Annotated in this window: 13 protein-coding genes; 12 read left to right on the top strand and 1 reads right to left on the bottom strand. The window is 72.7% G+C overall.

Annotation, left to right across the window (positions count from 1 at the left end; all coding sequences use genetic code 11):
* The first annotated feature begins 73 nt into the window (after positions 1-73).
* The 3 genes from ACFYOU_RS08355 to ACFYOU_RS08345 all read left to right on the top strand — a co-directional run bounded on the left by ACFYOU_RS08355 (position 74) and on the right by ACFYOU_RS08345 (position 4924).
* The gene (locus ACFYOU_RS08355) at positions 74-2419 is read left to right on the top strand and encodes a UvrD-helicase domain-containing protein (RefSeq protein ID WP_391304232.1); all 2346 of its coding nucleotides are present in this window, start codon (positions 74-76) and stop codon (positions 2417-2419) included.
* Positions 2420-2883: 464 nt separating this feature from the next.
* On the top strand, positions 2884-4308 hold the full coding sequence (locus ACFYOU_RS08350) for an NAD-dependent malic enzyme (protein ID WP_389762288.1): 1425 nt from the start codon (positions 2884-2886) through the stop codon (positions 4306-4308).
* 334 nt (positions 4309-4642) lie between these two features.
* A complete protein-coding gene (locus tag ACFYOU_RS08345; protein ID WP_385486861.1) occupies positions 4643-4924 on the top strand; it encodes an HU family DNA-binding protein in 282 nt (93 codons plus the stop codon).
* Positions 4925-5173: 249 nt separating this feature from the next.
* Here ACFYOU_RS08345 and murA read toward each other — a convergent pair whose 3' ends face one another.
* Positions 5174-6520 (bottom strand): UDP-N-acetylglucosamine 1-carboxyvinyltransferase, encoded by a 1347-nt coding sequence (murA, locus tag ACFYOU_RS08340; RefSeq protein WP_389762291.1) that lies wholly within the window; start codon positions 6518-6520, stop codon positions 5174-5176.
* A 252-nt stretch (positions 6521-6772) separates the two neighbouring features.
* Between murA and ACFYOU_RS08335 the strand changes: the two genes are divergently transcribed.
* From ACFYOU_RS08335 to ACFYOU_RS08295, 9 genes are all read left to right on the top strand, one after another.
* Complete coding sequence (locus ACFYOU_RS08335) at positions 6773-7345, top strand: YqgE/AlgH family protein (RefSeq protein ID WP_389762293.1); 573 nt, start codon at positions 6773-6775, stop codon at positions 7343-7345.
* A gap of 69 nt (positions 7346-7414) precedes the next feature.
* Entirely contained in the window at positions 7415-7708 is a 294-nt protein-coding gene (locus tag ACFYOU_RS08330) for a DUF3039 domain-containing protein (protein ID WP_387007633.1), read from the top strand.
* Positions 7709-8630: 922 nt separating this feature from the next.
* Positions 8631-9947 carry an extracellular solute-binding protein gene (locus ACFYOU_RS08325; RefSeq protein WP_391304231.1) on the top strand — a complete coding sequence of 439 codons (1317 nt, stop codon included), beginning with the start codon at positions 8631-8633 and terminating at the stop codon, positions 9945-9947.
* A gap of 17 nt (positions 9948-9964) precedes the next feature.
* Complete coding sequence (locus tag ACFYOU_RS08320) at positions 9965-10936, top strand: ABC transporter permease subunit (RefSeq protein ID WP_391304168.1); 972 nt, start codon at positions 9965-9967, stop codon at positions 10934-10936.
* Positions 10937-11088: 152 nt separating this feature from the next.
* Positions 11089-11928: a carbohydrate ABC transporter permease gene (locus ACFYOU_RS08315; protein ID WP_387007708.1), complete on the top strand. Its 840-nt coding sequence runs from the start codon at positions 11089-11091 to the stop codon at positions 11926-11928.
* Positions 11929-12130: 202 nt separating this feature from the next.
* A complete protein-coding gene (locus tag ACFYOU_RS08310; RefSeq protein WP_391304167.1) occupies positions 12131-13843 on the top strand; it encodes a family 20 glycosylhydrolase in 1713 nt (570 codons plus the stop codon).
* 393 nt (positions 13844-14236) lie between these two features.
* Positions 14237-15130: an FAD binding domain-containing protein gene (locus ACFYOU_RS08305; RefSeq protein WP_389762298.1), complete on the top strand. Its 894-nt coding sequence runs from the start codon at positions 14237-14239 to the stop codon at positions 15128-15130.
* Positions 15127-17010 carry a 2Fe-2S iron-sulfur cluster-binding protein gene (locus tag ACFYOU_RS08300; RefSeq protein WP_391304166.1) on the top strand — a complete coding sequence of 628 codons (1884 nt, stop codon included), beginning with the start codon at positions 15127-15129 and terminating at the stop codon, positions 17008-17010. Before ACFYOU_RS08305 ends, ACFYOU_RS08300 begins: the two co-directional genes overlap by 4 nt.
* Positions 17007-19334 (top strand): molybdopterin cofactor-binding domain-containing protein, encoded by a 2328-nt coding sequence (locus ACFYOU_RS08295; protein WP_391304165.1) that lies wholly within the window; start codon positions 17007-17009, stop codon positions 19332-19334. The genes ACFYOU_RS08300 and ACFYOU_RS08295 overlap by 4 nt, the downstream gene beginning before the upstream one ends.
* The last annotated feature ends 18 nt before the right edge of the window (positions 19335-19352 follow it).

Below are 19352 nucleotides of genomic sequence, written 5' to 3'. Positions count from 1 at the left end.
CGGGCGGGCGGACCCGTCTCCCGAGGGCGGCGGCGCGTGGCGCCCGGCGGGTCCGGTGGCGTACGGTGGACGGCTGCCATGCACGTCAGAAGGGGGCCCGGTGGCCGCTCAGCACGCCGCTCTCGACTCGGTCCGTGAACGCGAGATCGGTGTCGAACAGGACCATCTCGACCAGGTCTACCGACGCCTTGAGGAGAAGATCCAGGACGCCGAATTCCTGATGCGGGACGCGGCCAGGCTCAGCCAGGTCGGCACGCCCGGCGCACTCGCCGAGCGCGATGCGCAGGTCTTCCGCGCCGGAGCGCATCTCAACCGCCTCAACAACGAGTTCGAGGACTTCCTGTTCGGTCGGATCGACCTGCTGGAGGGCAAGGACGGCCAGCGGGGGCCCGACGGCGCGTACACCTCCGTCGAACCGGCCGACGGCGTCATCGGCGTCGACCCCGAGGACCCCGCCCGCCAGGTCGCGGACATCGCGGAGACCCTGCACATCGGTCGGATCGGCGTGCTCGACGCGGACTACAGCCCGCTGGTCATCGACTGGCGGGCGCCCGCCGCCGCGCCCTTCTACCGCTCGACGCCCGTGGAACCCGGCCGGGTCGTCCGCCGCCGGGTGATCCGCTCCCGGGGCCGCAAGGTCCTCGGCGTCGAGGACGACCTGATGCGCCCCGAGGTGACCGCGTACCTCGACGGCGACGAACTGCCCGTGATCGGGGACGGCGCGCTGATGGCCGCGCTCGGTCAGGCCCGCGGACACACCATGCGGGACATCGTCGCCTCGATCCAGGCCGAACAGGACCTCGTGATCCGCGCCCCGGCCGCCTCCGTCACCCTGGTCGAGGGCGGGCCCGGCACCGGCAAGACGGCCGTCGCGCTGCACCGGGCCGCGTACCTGCTCTACCAGGACCGGCGCCGCTACGCCGGCGGCATCCTGATCGTCTCGCCGACCCCGCTGCTGGTCGCCTACACCGAGGGCGTGCTGCCCTCGCTCGGCGAGGAGGGCCAGGTCGCGATCCGGGCGCTCGGCAACCTCGTCGACGGCGCCGAGGCCACCGTGTACGACGCCCCGGCGACCGCCCGGGTCAAGGGCTCGTCCAGGATGGTCCGGGTGCTGCGCAAGGCGGCCCGCGGCGCCCTGGAAACGCCCCCGGCCGGTGCCGCGGCCGAGACCTCGACGCAGCGGCTGCGGGTGGTCGCGCACGGCCGCCGCCTGGAACTCGACGCCGACCGGCTCGCCCGCATCCGCGAGGCCGCCCTCGGCGGCACCGCCCCGGTGAACCTGCTGCGCCCGCGGGCCCGCCGGCTGCTGCTGGACGCGCTGTGGGCGCAGTCCGGCTCGGCCTCCCGGCACACCGATCCCGAACTCGCCGCCGAACTGCGCTCCTCCTTCGACGAGGACGTCACCTCGGAGGACTCCTTCACCGCCTTCCTGGACGCCTGGTGGCCGGAGCTGACCCCCCGCCGGGTGCTGGCCGCGATGGGCGACGAGAAGCGGCTCGCCCGCTGGTCGCGCCGGATCCTCAACCCGGGGGAGGCGCGCCGGGTGGCCCGCTCCCTGAGCCGCAGCGCGCTCTCCGTCCACGACGTGGCGCTGCTCGACGAGCTCCAGGCGATCCTGGGCACCCCCGCCCGCCCCCGCCAGCGCCGCGAGGCCGACCCGCTGGACCAGCTCACCGGCCTGGAGGAGCTGATGCCGGTGCGCGAGGAGACCCGGCGCGAGCGGGCCGAGCGGCTGGCCGCCGAACGGGTCGAGTACGCGCACGTCATCGTGGACGAGGCACAGGACCTCACGCCCATGCAGTGGCGGCTGGTGGGCCGCCGCGGACGGCACGCGACCTGGACCGTGGTCGGCGACCCGGCACAGTCCTCCTGGTCGGACGTGGACGAGGCGGCCGAGGCCCAAGGCGAGGCGCTGGGCAGCCGTCCCCGCCGCCGCTTCACCCTCACCGTGAACTACCGCAACCCGGCCGAGATCGCGGAGCTCGCCGCGAAGGTCCTGGCCCTGGCGATGCCCGGCGCGACCTCGCCGTCCGCGGTGCGCTCCACCGGCCTGCGGCCCCGGTTCGCGACCGTCGGCGACGAGGGGCTGGGGGCCGCCGTGCGCGCGGAGGCCGAACGGCTGCTCGGCGCGGTGGACGGCACGGTCGGCGTCGTCGTCGCCATGAACCGCCGGGCGGAGGCCGCGCGCTGGCTCGCCGGGCTGGGGGACCGGGCCGTCGCCCTCGGCAGCCTGGAGGCCAAGGGCCTGGAGTACGACGCCACGGTCGTGGTGTCCCCGGCGGAGATCGCCGACGAGTCGCCCGCCGGGCTGCGGGTGCTCTACGTGGCCCTGACCCGCGCGACCCAGCAGCTCACGGTGTTGTCCGGAGCGCGTGACGAACCCGACGCGGACGGTGTTCCCGACCTGCTGAGGGAGTGAGGCCCACTCCCGCGGGTGACCCGGCACCGTCCGTTCGGCCTGATGCGGGGCGGACCCGGGCGACGGGAATTGCCTTGCGGGGATCCTTTGTTACCGTGGACGTGACACCGGCCCGATCCAAGCCCCCGGGCCCAACCTTCGTCGCTACGAGCGACCACTTGCCGCGAGGCGAGCATGGCGGGTCGGTGTCATCCAGCGAGACCGAGAGGCCCGCGTCCTTCGTGACGCGGGCCTCTCGGCTGTGACGTGGGCCGCACGGCGGCCCCGGCGGATTCCGTATGCTGGAAGGGAACTTCCGTAAGCAACGGTCCGGCTGCGTGAACAAAAGCTTCGCAATACGGGGCGGCTACCGCGTACCCGACGGTAGGTGCGACCATCGGAAGGCGCTGTCCGGCCCCGCCGGGCGGCGCGCACGTGACACGACGACGTGCACGCGACACAGAGGGAAGAAGAGGAAGTCGGCCATGGCAACGGCGCCCAGCGTCTCCTACTCGATGACGGTCCGCTTGGAGGTGCCCGCCAGCGGAACCGCGGTATCGCAGCTCACGACCGCCGTCGAGTCCTCCGGGGGCTCGGTGACCGGCCTCGACGTCACCGCCTCCGGCCACGAGAAGCTGCGCATCGACGTCACCATCGCCGCGACCTCCACCGCGCACGCCGAGGAGATCGTCGGCAAGCTGCGCACCATCGAGGGCGTCGTCCTCGGCAAGGTCTCCGACCGTACGTTCCTCATGCACCTCGGCGGCAAGATCGAGATGCAGTCCAAGCACCCCATTCGCAACCGTGACGACCTCTCCATGGTCTACACGCCCGGGGTGGCGCGGGTCTGCATGGCGATCGCCGAGAACCCCGAGGACGCCCGCCGGCTCACCATCAAGCGCAACTCCGTCGCCGTGGTCACCGACGGTTCCGCCGTCCTCGGCCTCGGCAACATCGGCCCCAAGGCCGCGCTGCCCGTGATGGAGGGCAAGGCCGCCCTCTTCAAGCGCTTCGCCGGCATCGACGCCTGGCCGCTGTGCCTGGACACCCAGGACACCGACGCGATCGTCGAGATCGTCAAGGCCATCGCCCCCGGCTTCGCGGGCATCAACCTGGAGGACATCTCCGCGCCCCGCTGCTTCGAGATCGAGGCACGGCTGCGCGAGGCCCTCGACATCCCCGTCTTCCACGACGACCAGCACGGCACCGCCATCGTCGTCCTCGCCGCCCTCACCAACGCCCTGCGGGTGGTCGGCAAGGCGATCGGCGACGTGCGCGTGGTGATGTCGGGCGCCGGCGCCGCCGGCACCGCCATCCTCAAGCTGCTGCTCGCCGCCGGGGTCAAGAACGCCGTCGTCGCCGACATCCACGGCGTGGTGCACAGCGGGCGCGAGGACCTGGTGTCCGCCGACTCCGAGTCGCCGCTGCGCTGGATCGCCGACAACACCAACCCCGAGGGCCTCACCGGCACCCTGAAGGAGGCCGTGCGCGGCGCGGACGTCTTCATCGGCGTCTCCGCCCCCAACGTCCTCGGCGGCGAGGACGTCGCCGCGATGGCCGACGGCGGCATCGTCTTCGCCCTGGCCAACCCGGACCCCGAGGTCGACCCGACGATCGCCCGTCAGACGGCCGCCGTGGTCGCCACCGGCCGCTCCGACTTCCCCAACCAGATCAACAACGTGCTGGTCTTCCCGGGCGTCTTCCGCGGTCTGCTCGACGCGCAGTCCCACACCGTCAACACGGACATGATGCTGGCCGCCGCCACCGCGCTGGCGGGCGTCGTCACCGAGGACGAGCTGAACCCGAACTACATCATCCCGAGCGTCTTCAACGACAAGGTCGCCCCGGCCGTCGCCGGAGCCGTCCGCCAGGCCGCCAAGGCCGCTGCCGCCGCCGCCGAGCGGGGCTGACCGCCACCCGGAGGAACCCACGGGGTCGGCGCGTCGCGAAAACCGACCGCCGACCCCCCGCTTAGGCTTGCGGCCAGCAGGGGACCGGCCGACCCAACAGCCCCCTGCGCTCCGCTTCCGGGACCGAACGGAGCGTCACCGTTTCGCGGCGGTGGCGCTTTTCGTGTGACTCCCAGGGGTGCCGGATTGGCGTTCCCGCCGCAGGTGGGGGCAGGATGCCTCTCTGGGCGCGAGGGTCCGGCGACGGACCCGGGTCAGGGGCCCGACCGAGGAACCTGGCAGCATCGGCTTCGATCTCACGCCTCAACGGCAAGATGAACACGGGAGTACAAACATGAACCGCAGTGAGCTGGTGGCCGCGCTGGCCGACCGCGCCGAGGTGACCCGCAAGGACGCCGACGCCGTGCTGGCCGCGTTCGCCGAGACGGTCGGCGAGATCGTCGCCAAGGGCGACGAGAAGGTCACCATCCCCGGCTTCCTGACCTTCGAGCGCACCCTCCGTGCCGCTCGCACCGCCCGCAACCCGCAGACCGGTGAGCCGATCAACATCCCCGCCGGGTACAGCGTGAAGGTCTCCGCCGGGTCCAAGCTGAAGGAAGCCGCCAAGGGCAAGTAAGGCGGCCCGTGCCCGTGCCGGAGACGGCACGGGACCCACACAGGCGACAAGGGGCGGCACCCGGGCCAGGGTGCCGCCCCGTCGCGTTCCGTACCGCCCGTCCGGTCCTCGGAGCCCCGTCCGGCCCCGGGCGGCGCCCACGGGCCCGCCAGGCGCGTGTACCGCCCACCGAGGCGCCAGGAACGCCCTGCGACGCCGGAAGGGCCCCGGACGGTCGTCCGGGGCCCTTCTCGACCGTGTACGGCCCGCTCAGTCGCTCAGCGGGGCCCCGCCCGGCAGCTCCACCTTCGCGCCGAGCGCCTGGAGCTTGTCCATGAAGTTCTCGTAACCCCGGTTGATCAGCTCGATCCCGTGCACCCGGGAGGTGCCCTGCGCGGCCAGCGCGGCGATCAGGTACGAGAACCCGCCCCGCAGGTCCGGGATGACCAGGTCCGCGCCCTGGAGCCGGGTGGGTCCCGACACGACCGCGGAGTGCAGGAAGTTGCGCTGCCCGAACCGGCAGTGCGAGCCGCCCAGGCACTCGCGGTACAGCTGGATGTGCGCGCCCATCTGGTTCAGCGCCGAGGTGAAGCCGAGCCGCGACTCGTACACCGTCTCGTGGATGATCGACAGCCCGGTGGCCTGGGTCAGGGCGACCACCAGCGGCTGCTGCCAGTCGGTCTGGAACCCGGGAGCCACGTCCGTCTCCAGCGCGATGGCGTCCAGGGTGCCGCCCGGGTGCCAGAAGCGGATGCCCTCGTCGTCGATCTCGAAGGCGCCGCCGACCTTACGGTAGGTGTTCAGGAACGTCATCATCGAGCGCTGCTGCGCCCCGCGGACGTAGATGTTGCCCTCGGTCGCCAGCGCGGCGGACGCCCAGGAGGCCGCCTCCAGCCGGTCCGGGAGCGCCGCGTGGGTGTAGCCGCCGAGCTTGTCCACGCCGGTGATGCGGATCGTGCGGTCCGTGTCGATGGCGATGATCGCGCCCATCTTCTGGAGCACGCAGATCAGGTCTTCGATCTCCGGCTCCACCGCGGCGTTCGACAGCTCGGTGACGCCCTCGGCGAGCACCGCCGTCAGCAGCACCTGCTCGGTCGTGCCGACCGACGGGTACGGCAGCCGGATCTTGGTGCCGCGCAGCCGCTGCGGCGCCTCCAGGTACTGGCCGTCGTCGCGCTTCTCGATGCGCGCGCCGAACTGCCGCAGCACGTCGAAGTGGAAGTCGATCGGACGGCCGCCGATGTCGCAGCCGCCGAGGCCGGGGATGAACGCGTGGCCCAGCCGGTGCAGCAACGGGCCGCAGAACAGGATGGGGATGCGTGAGGAACCCGCGTGGGCGTCGATGTCCGCGACGTTCGCGCTCTCGACGTGCGTCGGGTCGAGCACCAGCTCGCCCGGTTCCTCGCCGGGGCGGACCGTCACGCCATGGAGCTGGAGCAGACCGCGGACGACCCTGACATCACGGATGTCCGGAACGTTGCGCAATCTGCTGGGACCGCTGCCGAGCAGGGCGGCGACCATGGCCTTGGGCACGAGGTTCTTCGCGCCGCGGACACGGATCTCGCCCTCCAGCGGGGTTCCGCCGTGGACAAGCAGGACATCGTCGTTGACGGTCATGTATCTCGCGTTCCGAGTGAGACGGGCAGGGGGCCGAGCAGCTAGCGTAATGGCCGCGCACCCCCCTTCTGTAAGCCCGCTGCGGCCACGGGTCCGTCATGACTTCGCCACAACACGAAACGGGGTCATCCGGGCACACGGGGTGACCTCCGGCGCCCGTCGGTCGACCCCGTCAGCGGGCGGGCGGACGGCGGACGTCCCGGTCCGGGAGTTGACGCCCCGGGGCGGGGAAGATGCGGGATCATGTCATCCATGACCGAGGTGTCCTCGCTCACAGGGCGGCTGCTCGTGGCAACGCCCGCCCTGGCCGACCCCAACTTCGACCGCGCGGTGGTGCTGCTCCTCGACCACGACGAGGAGGGCTCGCTCGGCGTGGTCCTCAACCGCCCGACGCCGGTGGGCGTCGGCGACGTCCTGGAGGGCTGGGCCGCGCTGGCCGGTGAGCCGGGCGTCGTCTTCCAGGGCGGCCCCGTCTCGCTCGACTCGGCGCTCGGCGTCGCGGTGATCCCCGGCGGTGGTTCCGCCGAGCGGGCGCCGCTCGGTTGGCGCCGGGTGCACGGCGCGATCGGCCTGGTCGACCTGGGGACCCCGCCGGAGCTGTTGGCCGCCGCCCTCGGCTCGCTTCGGATCTTCGCGGGGTACGCGGGCTGGGGCCCCGGCCAGTTGGAGGAGGAGCTGGGCGAGGGCGCCTGGTACGTCGTGGAGTCGGAGCCCGGGGACGTGTCCTCGCCGGTGCCCGAACGGTTGTGGCGGGAGGTCCTGCGGCGGCAGCGCAGCGAGCTGGCGATGGTGGCGACCTATCCGGACGACCCGTCCCTCAACTGACGGGGACGGGTCCCGCACCCCGGCGCCCGTGGGACCGGATACCCCCGGGTTTCAGTACCCTTGGCAGCTATGAGCACTCTTGAGCCCGAGCCCGAGCGCGGGACTGGTACGGGGACCCTCGTCGAGCCGACGCCGCAGACTTCGCACGGTGACGGCGATCACGAGCGCTTCGCCCACTACGTCCAGAAGGACAAGATCATGGCGAGCGCGCTCGACGGCACTCCCGTCGTCGCGCTCTGCGGCAAGGTCTGGGTGCCGGGCCGCGACCCGAAGAAGTATCCGGTGTGCCCCATGTGCAAGGAGATCTACGAGTCCATGGGCATCGGCGGCAAGGACGGAAAGAACGGCAAGGACGGCAAGTAGGTCCGTCCTTCGGTACGGAACGAGTCGCGTGGCGGGGCCCTCAGGTGGGCCCCGCCACACGCATTTCACCGTGCGGTGCGCTGTCCCGTGCGGGTGCGTACACCTGACGGTGCGCTGTCCCGTGAGGTGCGCTGTTGCTTCGCGCAGTTCCCCGCGCCCCTGATCCCGTGCGTACACCTGACGGTGCGCTGTTCTGTACGGTGCGCTGTTGCTTCGCGCAGTTCCCCGCGCCCCTGAGCGGGTGCGTCCGGCCTCGGCTCTGTTGTTCGGCGCGGGCACGCGGTGGATTCCCCGTCGGGGCGCTCTGGCGGGCGCGCGCGGTCCCCCGACAGACACGCACCCGCACAGCAAAGCGCACCGCAGGGTGATCGCACCCCGATAGGGGCGCGGGGAACTGCGCAAAACCAACAGCGCACCCGCACTGAACAACGAACCCGAGGCCGGACGCACCCGCTCAGGGGGCGCGGGGAACTGCGCGAACCGACCACGCACCCGCACAGCAAAGCGCACCGCAGGGTGATCGCACCCCGATAGGGGCGCGGGGAACTGCGCAAAACCAACAGCGCACCCGCGCCGAACAACGAACCCGAGGCCGGACGCACCCGATCAAGGGGCGCGGGGAACTGCGCAAAAGCCGCAGCGCACCCGCACGGGACATCGCACCCGCACGGGAAGAGCGCCGGCCCGGCGAGGGCTACGTCCCAATGGTCCAGACCTGTCGGGACCAAATCACCACAAAACCCAGCACCCCGTTGCGCACCCTGCTTCCGCCGGTCACGGACTGGTTGAGACCGTCCGCTGAACCCTTGATGAACCCAGGGAACCGCCTTAGCCTCCGTCTTGTTGTGCACCGCGAAACACTCGTTGCGCATATTGCAACGTGAACTCGGAGGACCGCTCGATGAAGCTCCCGCAGAAGTTCATGAACCGGGCGACGGCCGGCCAGCGTCGACGGTCCGCCGCCCTCGCCGCCCTGACCGTCGCCGCCCTGACCGCGACCGCCTGCGCCCCGCAGAGCTCGGACAACTCGTCCGACAAGGACGAGAAGTCCGGCACCCTGCGCGTCTGGCTGTTCCAGGAGGTCAACAACAAGCCCAAGGAGGACGTGGTCAACCGGGCCATCGACTCCTTCAAGAAGGCCAACGACGGCGCCGACGTCAAGGTCGAGTACATCCCCGTCGAGACCCGCGCCGAGAAGATCAAGGCCGCGTTCAACGACCCCAAGAGCGCCCCGGACATCGTCGAGTACGGCAACACCGACACCGCCGGCTACGTGAAGGACGGCGGGCTCGCCGACATCACCAAGGAGTTCGGCGACTGGGCGGACGCCAAGGACACCGACCCCACGGCCCGCGAGTCGGTCACCGTCGACGGCAAGGTCTACGGCGCCCCCTACTTCGTCGGCGTGCGCGCCCTGTACTACCGCACCGACATCCTCAAGGAGCTCGACCTCGCCGTCCCCAAGACGCAGGCCGAGCTGATCAGCACCGCGAAGAAGATCCGCAAGGCCAAGCCGGAGCTCTACGGCCTCGCGGTCGGCGGCGCGTACACCTACGGCGCCATGCCGTTCCTCTGGTCCAACGGCGGCGAAATAGCCTCGGAGAGCGGCGGGAAGTACCAGTCCGCCCTCGACAGCGCCGCCTCCCAGAAGGGCATCAAGGCGTACACCTCGCTGTTCGGCGACGACAACTGTCCGGCCGCCAAGTGCGCGGGCATGGGCGGCAACGACACCGTCACCGCCTTCGCGTCCGGCAAGGCGGGCATGGCGATCGGCGGCGACTTCAGCCACGCCGCGGTGGAAGCCGGCAAGGTCAAGGACAAGTACGCGGTGGTCCCGCTGCCCGGCGTCAAGGAGGGCGAGATCGCCCCCGCCTTCGCCGGCGGCAACAACATCGGCGTCCTCAAGAGCACCGAGCGCCGCACCCTCGCCGTGAACCTCGTCAAGGAGATCGCCGGCAAGAAGACGCAGGGCGAACTCTTCGAGGCGATGGGCTTCCTGCCCACCTTCACGGACGTCCGCAAGGACGCCGCGGCCGAGCAGCCGTTCATCAAGCCCTTCATCGACACCCTCGCCGCGGGCGCCAAGTTCGTGCCCGCCTCGCCCGCCTGGGGCCAGATCGACGCCTCCCTGGTGCTGCCGACGATGTTCCAGGAGGTCGTCAGCGGCCGCAAGGACGTGGCGACCGCCTCCAAGGACGCGGCGAAGAAGATGAACGACGCCTTCTCCTCCGCGGGCTGAACCGAGAGTCCTGACCCATGACGCACGACATCACCGTCGACAAGCCCCCGGCGGCGTTGCGCGGGCGGGGGCGCCGGCCGAACAGGTCCGGCGCCCGGCCGCCGCGGCGCCCCGGGCGCTCCGCCTGGACACCCTGGCTGTACCTCGCGCCGGCCCTGGTCGTCCTGGCCGGCCTCCTCGTCTACCCGATCTACCAGCTCGGTCTGATCTCCTTCCTGGAGTACACCCAGGCCCAGGTCAGCGGTGGCGAACCGACGACCTTCAAGGGGCTCGACAACTACGCCACGCTCTTCCGCGACGAACAGTTCTGGCAGGTGCTCCTGGCCACCGTGCTGTTCGCCGCCGCCTGCGTGGTCTCCACGCTCGCCATCGGCTGCGCCCTGGCGGTCCTGCTCACCCGCATCCGGGCCGTGCCCCGGCTCGCCCTGATGATGGCGGCCCTCGGCGCCTGGGCGACCCCCGCGGTCACCGGCTCCACGGTGTGGGTGTTCCTGTTCGACCCGGACTTCGGACCCGTCAACAAGGTCCTCGGGCTCGGCGACCACTCGTGGACCTACGACCGGCTCAGCGCCTTCGCGCTGGTCCTGTTCGAAGTGGTCTGGTGTTCGTTCCCGTTCGTGATGGTCACCGTCTACGCGGGCATCCGCGCGGTGCCCTCCGAGGTGCTGGAGGCCGCGTCGCTGGACGGCGCCTCGCAGTGGCGGATCTGGCGGTCGGTGCTCATGCCGATGCTGCGCCCCATCCTCGTGGTCGTCACCATCCAGTCCATCATCTGGGACTTCAAGGTCTTCACCCAGATCTACGTGATGACCAACGGCGGCGGCATCGCCGGCCAGAACATGGTCCTCAATGTGTACGCGTATCAAAAGGCGTTCGCGTCCTCGCAGTACAGCCTCGGCTCCGCCATCGGCGTGGTCATGCTGCTGATCCTGCTCGTGGTCACGCTCGTCTATCTGCGGCTGCTGCGGCGCCAGGGGGAGGAACTGTGAGCGGCACGGCGGTGGAGGGCGGCCACGCGGACGCCCCGCGCGACGGCGACCCCGACACCCCGGTGGACGCCCCCGCCGAGGACCGCCCGGACGGTTCCCCGGCGGACGGGGCGTCCGAGCGCGGCGGGAGCGGCGGCGGGCGTCGGCTCCGGCTGGGCGGCGGACTGATCCAGCGACCGTGGCGACTGGCCGCCGAACTGACGGCCCTGGTGGTCGCCGCGGTGGTCGCGTTCCCCCTGTACTGGATGGTCCTCTCGGCCTTCAAACCGGCCGGGGAGATCGAGTCGACCGAGGCCCGGCCCTGGACCTTGAACCCCTCGCTGGATTCCTTCCAACGGCTCTTCGGGCAGCAGGATTTCGGTCGCTACTTCCTCAACAGCCTCATCGTCGCGGTATCCGTGGTCCTGGTGTCCGCGATCATCGCGTTCCTCGCCGCCACGGCGGTGACGAGGTTCCGTTTCAAATTCCGCACCACCCTGCTCATCATGTTCCTCATCGCGCAGATGGTGCCGGTGGAAGGGCTCGCGATCCCGCTGTTCTTCCTGATGCGGGACCTCGGCCAGCTCAACACGCTGGGCGCCCTGATCCTGCCGCACATCGCCTTCTCGCTGCCGTTCGCGATCTGGATGCTCAGGGGGTTCGTGAAGGCCGTTCCGGAGGCCCTGGAAGAGGCCGCCGCACTCGACGGCGCGAGCCGCAGTCGATTCCTCTGGCAGATCCTCTTCCCGTTGGTGTTCCCGGGTCTCGTGGCGACGAGCGTGTTCTCCTTCATTTCCGCTTGGAACGACTTCCTCTTCGCCAAGTCCTTCATCATCAGCGACACCTCGCAATCCACGTTGCCGATGGCCCTGCTCGTCTTCTTCAAGCCGGACGAGAACGACTGGGGCGGAATCATGGCGGCGTCTACAGTGATGACCATTCCGGTGCTGATCTTCTTCGTGCTCGTGCAGCGCCGTTTGGTGTCCGGGCTCGGGGGAGCGGTCAAGGACTGACCCGGACCCGAGGCACCCGACGAGCACCGGCCAGCACCGGCCAGTACCGAAGAGCACCGACGAGCAGACGAGCCCGATGACACCACTGACCACCGACGGCCACGGAACCGGAGACCGGAGAGGGGACGGACGCTCAGTGCAGGGCGGACGGACAACGGATGACACGAGTGAATCCACCACTGACGTGGGGACGGGTGACGTGATGACGGGTGACGCTGTGACGAACGCGACCGAACGGACCGGAGCTCCGGCGCACGACGGGGCGCTCATCCCCGCCCCGCTGCGACTGGCGCACGCCGGGGACCAGCGCCTCGCGCTGCACGCCGGCACGCTGTTGGAGACCGGACCGGGCACCGAGGACACCGCCCGGTGGCTGCGCACGTACCTCGGTGCGGCGACCGGACTGCTGCTGGCGGAGGCCCCCGCCGACGGAGCGCCCGCCGGGGACGGCGACGGCACCCTGATCGACCGCCTGGCACTGGCGATCGACCCCGAACTGCCGCAGGAGGGCTACCGGCTGAGCGTGGCGGCGCCCACCGTCCGTATCGAGGGCGGCAGCGGGGCCGGCGTGTTCTGGGGCGCCCAGACCCTGCGCCAGCTGCTCGGCGCCGAAGCCCACCGCCGGGTGCCCCTCGACCCGGCCCGGAGCTGGACGCTGCCCGCGGTCACCGTCGAGGACTCGCCGCGCTTCGGGTGGCGGGGCATGATGCTCGACGTCTCGCGCCACTTCACGCCCAAGGAAGGCGTACTGCGCTACCTGGACCTCCTCGCTGCGCACAAGCTGAACGTCTTCCACTTCCACCTCACGGACGACCAGGGCTGGCGCATCGAGATCAAGCGCTACCCGAAGCTCACCGAGGCGGGCGCCTGGCGCTCCCGCACCAAGTGGGGCCACCGGGCCTCCCCCCTGTGGGAGGACAAGCCGCACGGCGGCTACTACACCCAGGACGACATCCGCGAGATCGTCGCCTACGCCGCCGCCCGCCACATCCGCGTCATCCCGGAGATCGACGTACCGGGCCACTCGCAGGCGGCCATCACCGCCTACCCGGAGCTCGGGAACACGGACGTCATCGACACGGCCGCGCTCTCCGTCTGGGACACCTGGGGCGTCAGCCCCAACATCCTCGCCCCCACCGAACACACCCTCCGCTTCTACGAGGGCGTCCTGGAGGAGGTGCTCGACCTCTTCCCCGCCCAGACCTCGCCGTTCATCCACATCGGCGGCGACGAGTGCCCCAAGGACCAGTGGAAGGAGTCCCCGGCGGCGCAGGCCCGCATCCGGGAACTGGGCCTCAAGGACGAGGACGAGCTCCAGTCCTGGTTCATCCGCCACTTCGACACCTGGATCTCCGAGCGCGGCCGGCGGCTCATCGGCTGGGACGAGATCCTGGAGGGCGGACTCGCACCCGGCGCGGCGGTTTCCTCCTGGCGCGGCTACGGCGGCGGCATCACCGCCGCGCGCGCCGGTCACGACGTCGTCATGTGCCCGGAACAACAGGTGTACCTGGACCACCGTCAGCACGACGGCCCCGACGAGCCGGTACCGATCGGGTTCGTCCGCACGCTGGAGGACGTCTACCGGTTCGAGCCGGTGCCGCCGGAGTTGACCCGCGAGGAGGCCCGCCGGGTGCTCGGCACCCAGGCCAACGTGTGGACCGAGGTCATGGAGAACTCCTCGCGCGTGGACTACCAGGTGTTCCCGCGCCTGGCCGCGTTCGCCGAGGTCGCCTGGAGTGCGCTCCCGCCCTCCGCCGAGCGGGACTTCGACGGTTTCGAGGACCGGATGACGGAGCACTACCGCCGGCTCGACGCGCTCGGCGTCCAGTACCGGCCGCCGGGCGGCCCGGCGCCCTGGCAGCAGCGGCCCGGACTGATCGGCCGTCCGATCGACGGACCGCCGCCGAACGTGTGAGTTTCCCGCGGGGGCGGTCACTCCAGGGTGACCGCCCCCGCGGTATGTCCACGAGATGTCCGCCGTGTGTCCGCCGCGGCCCGTGCCTGCGCCCGCCCGCCTTCCCCGCGCAGGACCCTCGAAGGCGCTCCGCGGCCTTCCGGTAGCGGCCCGCCCCGCCTCCCGGACCCGGCGGAGATGTCACACAACTGCCGCCAAAAGAGTGGCAAGAGGTGCGCACCGCCGAGCACGTGGGAAAACGGACGATTCCCCCGGAGTTCGGAAGAAAAACTCCTAGCGGACCCCCGCGTCGGGCGCCGGTGAAGATGTGCCAGAGTTGCCACGGCCGGCCTGTGAGCACGTACCGTACGGCCACAGGACGACCAGGCGGGACAGCGGGAAGGGGCAGCCGGTTTGACCACGCACGCACCGCAGGCGGCGCGATCCGTGACGCTGCCGAGCACACTCGACGAGGCGGTCGCGGCCCTCGCCGCGACGCCCGCAGCCGTGCCCGTCGCAGGCGGCACGGACCTGATGACCTCGGTCAACTCGGGTCAGTTGCGGCCCGCGGCCCTCGTCGGGCTCAGCCGCATCAGCGAGATCCGGGGCTGGCAGTACCAGGACGGCCACGCGCTGCTGGGCGCCGGCCTGACCCACGCCCGCATGGGCCGCCCCGACTTCGCCGCGCTCATCCCGGCGCTCGCCGCCGCGGCCCGCGCCGCCGGCCCGCCCCAGATCCGCAACGCGGGCACCCTGGGCGGCAACATCGCCACCGGTGCCCCCACCGGGGACGCACTGCCGGTGCTCGCGGCGCTCGAAGCCACCGTCATCGTCGCCGGCCCCGGCGGCGCCCGCCGGGAGATCCCCGTCTCGCACCTGCTCGCGGGCGTGGCGGGACTCGGCGGCGGCGAACTCATCGGCTACGTGCGCGTACCGCTGCTGCACGCCCCGCAGATCTTCCTGAAGGCCACCGGACGCACCGGCCCCGGCCGGGCCACCGCGTCCGTCGCACTGGTCCTCGACCCGGCCCGGCGCGGGGTGCGCTGTGCGGTGGGCGCCGTCGCCCCGATGCCGCTGCGCCCCCTCGACGCCGAGCAGTGGGTGGCCTCGCTGATCGACTGGGACGGCAGCCGCACCCTGGTCCCCGAGGCCCTCGAAGCGTTCGGCGAGTACGTCGCCGCGGCCTGCATCCCGGACGCCGCCCCGGCCGAGGACGGCACGCCGCAGCCGCTGCCGCCCGCCGTACTCCACCTGCGGCGCACCGTCGCGGTGCTGGCCCGACGAGCACTGGGGAGGGCACTGTCGTGACCGACCGACACGGCGGCGCGGGCGGCTGGGAGCCGATCCCGCGCGGCGAGCACGATCCCGAGGCGGGCGCCGACGCCACCGCCTTCGTCCGGCTCCCCGAGGGCTTCGACCTGCACGCCCACTCGCCGCTGGCCGCCCCCGGCCACGGCTACGTGCCGCCGCGGATCACGGCCTCCCCGACCACCGGACAGCCCGTCGACCCCACGGCACCCCCCGCCGGGACGTGGGCCCCGCAGGGCGCCGCCGGGCCCGCGCGCACGGTGGGCTGGCCCGAACCGGCCGCGTCCGGCGGCCATGCGCAGCACCCCCCGCGCCACACCGACGCCCCGCACGGCCCCGACACGGGCGACGGCCCCGCCGGTACCGGCCGGGAGCACGCCTTCGAAGCGGGGCGCACCGCTCCCGGACGCTCCGGCTACGACCCGGGGGAGACCGCCCAGTGGACGTTCCCGGACGTCGTCCCCCCCGAGGGGTCCGCACCGGGCGGGCCGGGGCACGAGCCCACGCAGGACGGCACCGGGCAGTGGACCATCCCGCTGGCCGCGAGCGACCTGCCGGACGAGTCCGGTGAGTTCACCACCTCCACCCTGGCCTCGCAGTGGGGCGCCACCGCGCCGGCGACCCTGCCCGGCGGCGCCCCCGCGCCCTGGGCCACCGACCCGGGCCCCGACTGGACCGCCCCCGCGGCGGACCACGGCACGCCCGCGCACGGCACCGGGCAGCACGGCCCTGCGCAGCACGGCACGCCGGCGCACGGCACGGACACCGCGCACCCCGCGGACGCGCCCACCGGGCCGCAGGACCCCGGCGGGTACCCGACCGGAGCGCACCCGCCGGCCGCCGGACACCCCGTACGGGGCGAGGGCGACACCGGACCCGCGCCCGCCCCCGACGGCGCCGCACGGACGCCCGCGGCGCCCGGCGCGCCCGAGGCCTCCGAGGACGGACCCGGCGCGCCCGTACCGGTGCCGGCCGCGCAGGACGCCCCCGAACACCCCGCCGACGCCCCGGCCGCAACCGCCCCGGGCCGCGTCCGCGAGGACTCCACGGCGGCCGACCCCGCCGACGCCGCGGACCCCGTCGGACGCACCGCGGCCGACGCACCCGCGGCGCCCCCGGAGACCGCCCCGCCCGGCCACGTCGAGCACGACGCAGCGGCGGACGACGACCCCGCCGCACCGGCGCCCGCCGCGGCCGAGGAAACCCTCGTCCACCACGACGAACACCCCCTCATCTCGTACACCCTGCGGGTCAACGGCGTGGACCGCCCCGTCACCGAGGCGTGGATCGGTGAATCGCTGCTCTACGTCCTGCGCGAGCGCCTCGGCCTCGCGGGCGCCAAGGACGGCTGCTCCCAGGGCGAGTGCGGAGCCTGCAACATCCAGGTCGACGGTCGCCTGGTCGCCTCGTGCCTGGTGCCCGCCGCCACCACGGCCGGCAGCGAGATCCGCACCGTCGAGGGGCTCGCCGCCGACGGCCGGCCCTCCGACGTGCAGCGGGCCCTCGCCCGGTGCGGCGCCGTCCAGTGCGGGTTCTGCGTGCCCGGCATGGCGATGACCGTCCACGACCTGCTGGAGGGCAACCCCGCCCCCACCGAACGCGAGGCCCGCCAGGCCCTGTGCGGCAACCTCTGCCGCTGCTCCGGCTACCGCGGCGTCCTGGAAGCCGTCCGCGAGGTCGTCGAGGAGCGCGAGGCGCACGCGGCGGCCGTCGCCCCCCCCGCCACCCCCGACCCCGCCGACACCGGTGAGGCGCCGCCCCACCTCAGCGGCCCCGGCGAACCCCGCATCCCGCACCAGGCCGGCCCCGGCGCGGGTGGCGTCCACCCCCACGCGCACGACCCCTACGGTCCGTACGGCCAAGGCGGAGGCCAGGCATGAGCAACGAGGCGACGGCCATGGCCACCACCCCCGGCGGCACCGAACCCGGACCCGATCCGTCGCCCCACGGCATCGGTTCCTCGCTGCCGTCCCCCGACGCCCGCGCCAAGACCGAGGGCACCTTCCCGTACGCGGCCGACCTCTGGGCCGAAGGGCTGCTGTGGGCGGCCGTGCTGCGTTCGCCGCACGCCCACGCCCGCATCGTCTCGATCGACGCCTCGCAGGCCCGCGCGATGCCCGGCGTGCGCGCCGTCATCACCCACGAGGACGTCCCCGGCAACGGGGCCGGCGCCGTCCACGGACGCGGCGTGCGGGACCGCCCCGTCTTCGCCTCCGAGGTCGTGCGCCACCACGGCGAGCCCATCGCCGCCGTCGCCGCCGACCACCCCGACACCGCGCGGATGGCCGCCGCCGCCGTCATCGTCGAGTACGAGGTCCAGGAACCCGTCACCGACCCGGAGAAGGCGTTCTCCGCCGAGCCGCTGCACCCCGACGGCAACCTCATCCGCCACATCCCGTTGCGCCACGGCGACCCCGACGCGACCGGCGCCGTCGTGGTGGAGGGCGTGTACCGGGTCGGCCGCCAGGACCCCGCCCCGATCGGCGCCGAGGCCGGCCTCGCGGTACCGCGCCCCGACGGCGGCGTCGAACTGTACGTCGCCTCCACCGACCCGCACGGCGACCGGGACCTCGCGGCGGCCTGCTACGGGCTCGACCCCGAACGCGTCAAGATCGTCGTCACCGGGGTGCCCGGCGCCACCGCCGACCGCGACGACCCCGGCTTCCAACTCCCCCTGGGGCTGCTCGCCCTGAAGACGGGCTGCCCCGTCAAGCTGACCGCGACGCGCGAGGAGTCCTTCCTCGGCCACTCCCACCGCCACCCCACCCTGCTGCGCTACCGCCACCACGCCGACGCCGAGGGCCGGCTCGTCAAGGTCGAGGCCCAGGTCCTCCTGGACGCCGGCGCCTACGCCGACACCTCCTCCGAAGCGCTCGCCGCCGCCGTGGCGTTCGCCTGCGGGCCCTACGTGGTGCCCAACGCCTTCGTCGAGGGCTGGGCCGTGCGCACCAACAACCCGCCCTCGGGCCATGTGCGCGGCGAGGGCGCCCTCCAGGTGTGCGCGGCGTACGAGGCGCAGATGGACAAGCTCGCCCGCACGCTCGGCGCCGACCCGGCCGAGGTGCGGATGCGCAACGTGCTCGCCACCGGTGACGTGCTGCCCACCGGCCAGGCCGTCACCTGCCCCGCGCCCGTCGCGGAACTCCTCACCGCGGTACGGGACTTCCCGCTGCCCGCCCTGCCCAAGGACACCCCCGAGGACGAGTGGCTGTTGCCCGGGGGACTGGAGGGCGCCGGGGAGCCGTCCGCGATCCGCCGCGGCGTCGGCTACGGGCTCGGCATGGTCCACATGCTCGGAGCGGAAGGCACCGACGAGGTCTCCACCGCCACCGTCAAGGTCCACGACGGCGTCGCCACCGTCATCTGCGCCGCCGTCGAGACCGGCCAGGGCTTCGGCATGCTCGCCCGCCAGATCGTCCAGGAGACCCTGGGCGTCGACGAGGTGCACATCGCCCCCGTCGACACCGACCAGCCGTCCGCCGGAGCCGCCTGCCGCAGCCGCCACACCTGGGTCTCCGGCGGGGCCGTGGAACGCGCGGCCAAGATGGTCCGCACCCAACTCCTCCAGCCGCTGGCCCACAAGTTCGGCATGTCCACCGAACTCCTCCAGATCACCGACGGGAAGATCACCTCCTACGACGGCGTGCTGTCCACCACCGTCAGCGAGGCGCTCGAAGGCAAGGAACTGTGGGCCACCGCCCAGTGCCGCCCGCACCCCACCGAGCCGCTGGACGAGAACGGCCAGGGCGACGCCTTCGTGGGCCTCGCGTTCTGCGCGATCCGCGCGATCGTCGACGTCGACGTGGAACTCGGCTCGGTGCGCGTGGTGGAACTCGCCGTCGCCCAGGACGTCGGCCGCGTCCTCAACCCGGCGCAGCTCAGGGCCCGCATCGAGGCCGGTGTCACCCAGGGACTGGGGGCCGCGCTCACCGAGAACCTGCGCACCCCGCGCGGACTCGTCCGCCACCCCGACCTCACCGGTTACGCCCTGCCGACCGCCCTCGACGCCCCGGACATCCACATCGTCAGCCTCATCGAGGAACGCGACGTGGTCGCCCCCTTCGGGGCCAAGGCCGTCAGCGCGGTGCCCGTGGTGACCAGCCCCGCGGCCATCGCCTCGGCGGTGCGCGCGGCGACCGGCCGCCCGGTGGCCCGGCTGCCGATCCGCCCCCAGGCCGCGGTGGTCACCACCCCGACCGCCTGACCCGCCCCCGCCCCGCCC

The organism is Streptomyces sp. NPDC005955 (genome assembly GCF_042871255.1).
GTDB lineage: Bacteria > Actinomycetota > Actinomycetes > Streptomycetales > Streptomycetaceae > Streptomyces.
Note: the sequence above shows the minus strand (reverse complement) of the source record. Positions and strands in the feature narration are given on the sequence as shown.

Coding starts and splice junctions, on each gene's coding strand:
- ACFYOU_RS08350 (WP_389762288.1), top strand. CDS start 2,884: ATGGCAACGGCGCCCAGCGTCTCCTACTCGATGACGGTCCGCTTGGAG.
- ACFYOU_RS08345 (WP_385486861.1), top strand. CDS start 4,643: ATGAACCGCAGTGAGCTGGTGGCCGCGCTGGCCGACCGCGCCGAGGTG.
- murA (WP_389762291.1), bottom strand. CDS start 6,520: ATGACCGTCAACGACGATGTCCTGCTTGTCCACGGCGGAACCCCGCTG.
- ACFYOU_RS08335 (WP_389762293.1), top strand. CDS start 6,773: ATGACCGAGGTGTCCTCGCTCACAGGGCGGCTGCTCGTGGCAACGCCC.
- ACFYOU_RS08330 (WP_387007633.1), top strand. CDS start 7,415: ATGAGCACTCTTGAGCCCGAGCCCGAGCGCGGGACTGGTACGGGGACC.
- ACFYOU_RS08325 (WP_391304231.1), top strand. CDS start 8,631: ATGAACCGGGCGACGGCCGGCCAGCGTCGACGGTCCGCCGCCCTCGCC.
- ACFYOU_RS08320 (WP_391304168.1), top strand. CDS start 9,965: ATGACGCACGACATCACCGTCGACAAGCCCCCGGCGGCGTTGCGCGGG.
- ACFYOU_RS08310 (WP_391304167.1), top strand. CDS start 12,131: ATGACGGGTGACGCTGTGACGAACGCGACCGAACGGACCGGAGCTCCG.
- ACFYOU_RS08295 (WP_391304165.1), top strand. CDS start 17,007: ATGAGCAACGAGGCGACGGCCATGGCCACCACCCCCGGCGGCACCGAA.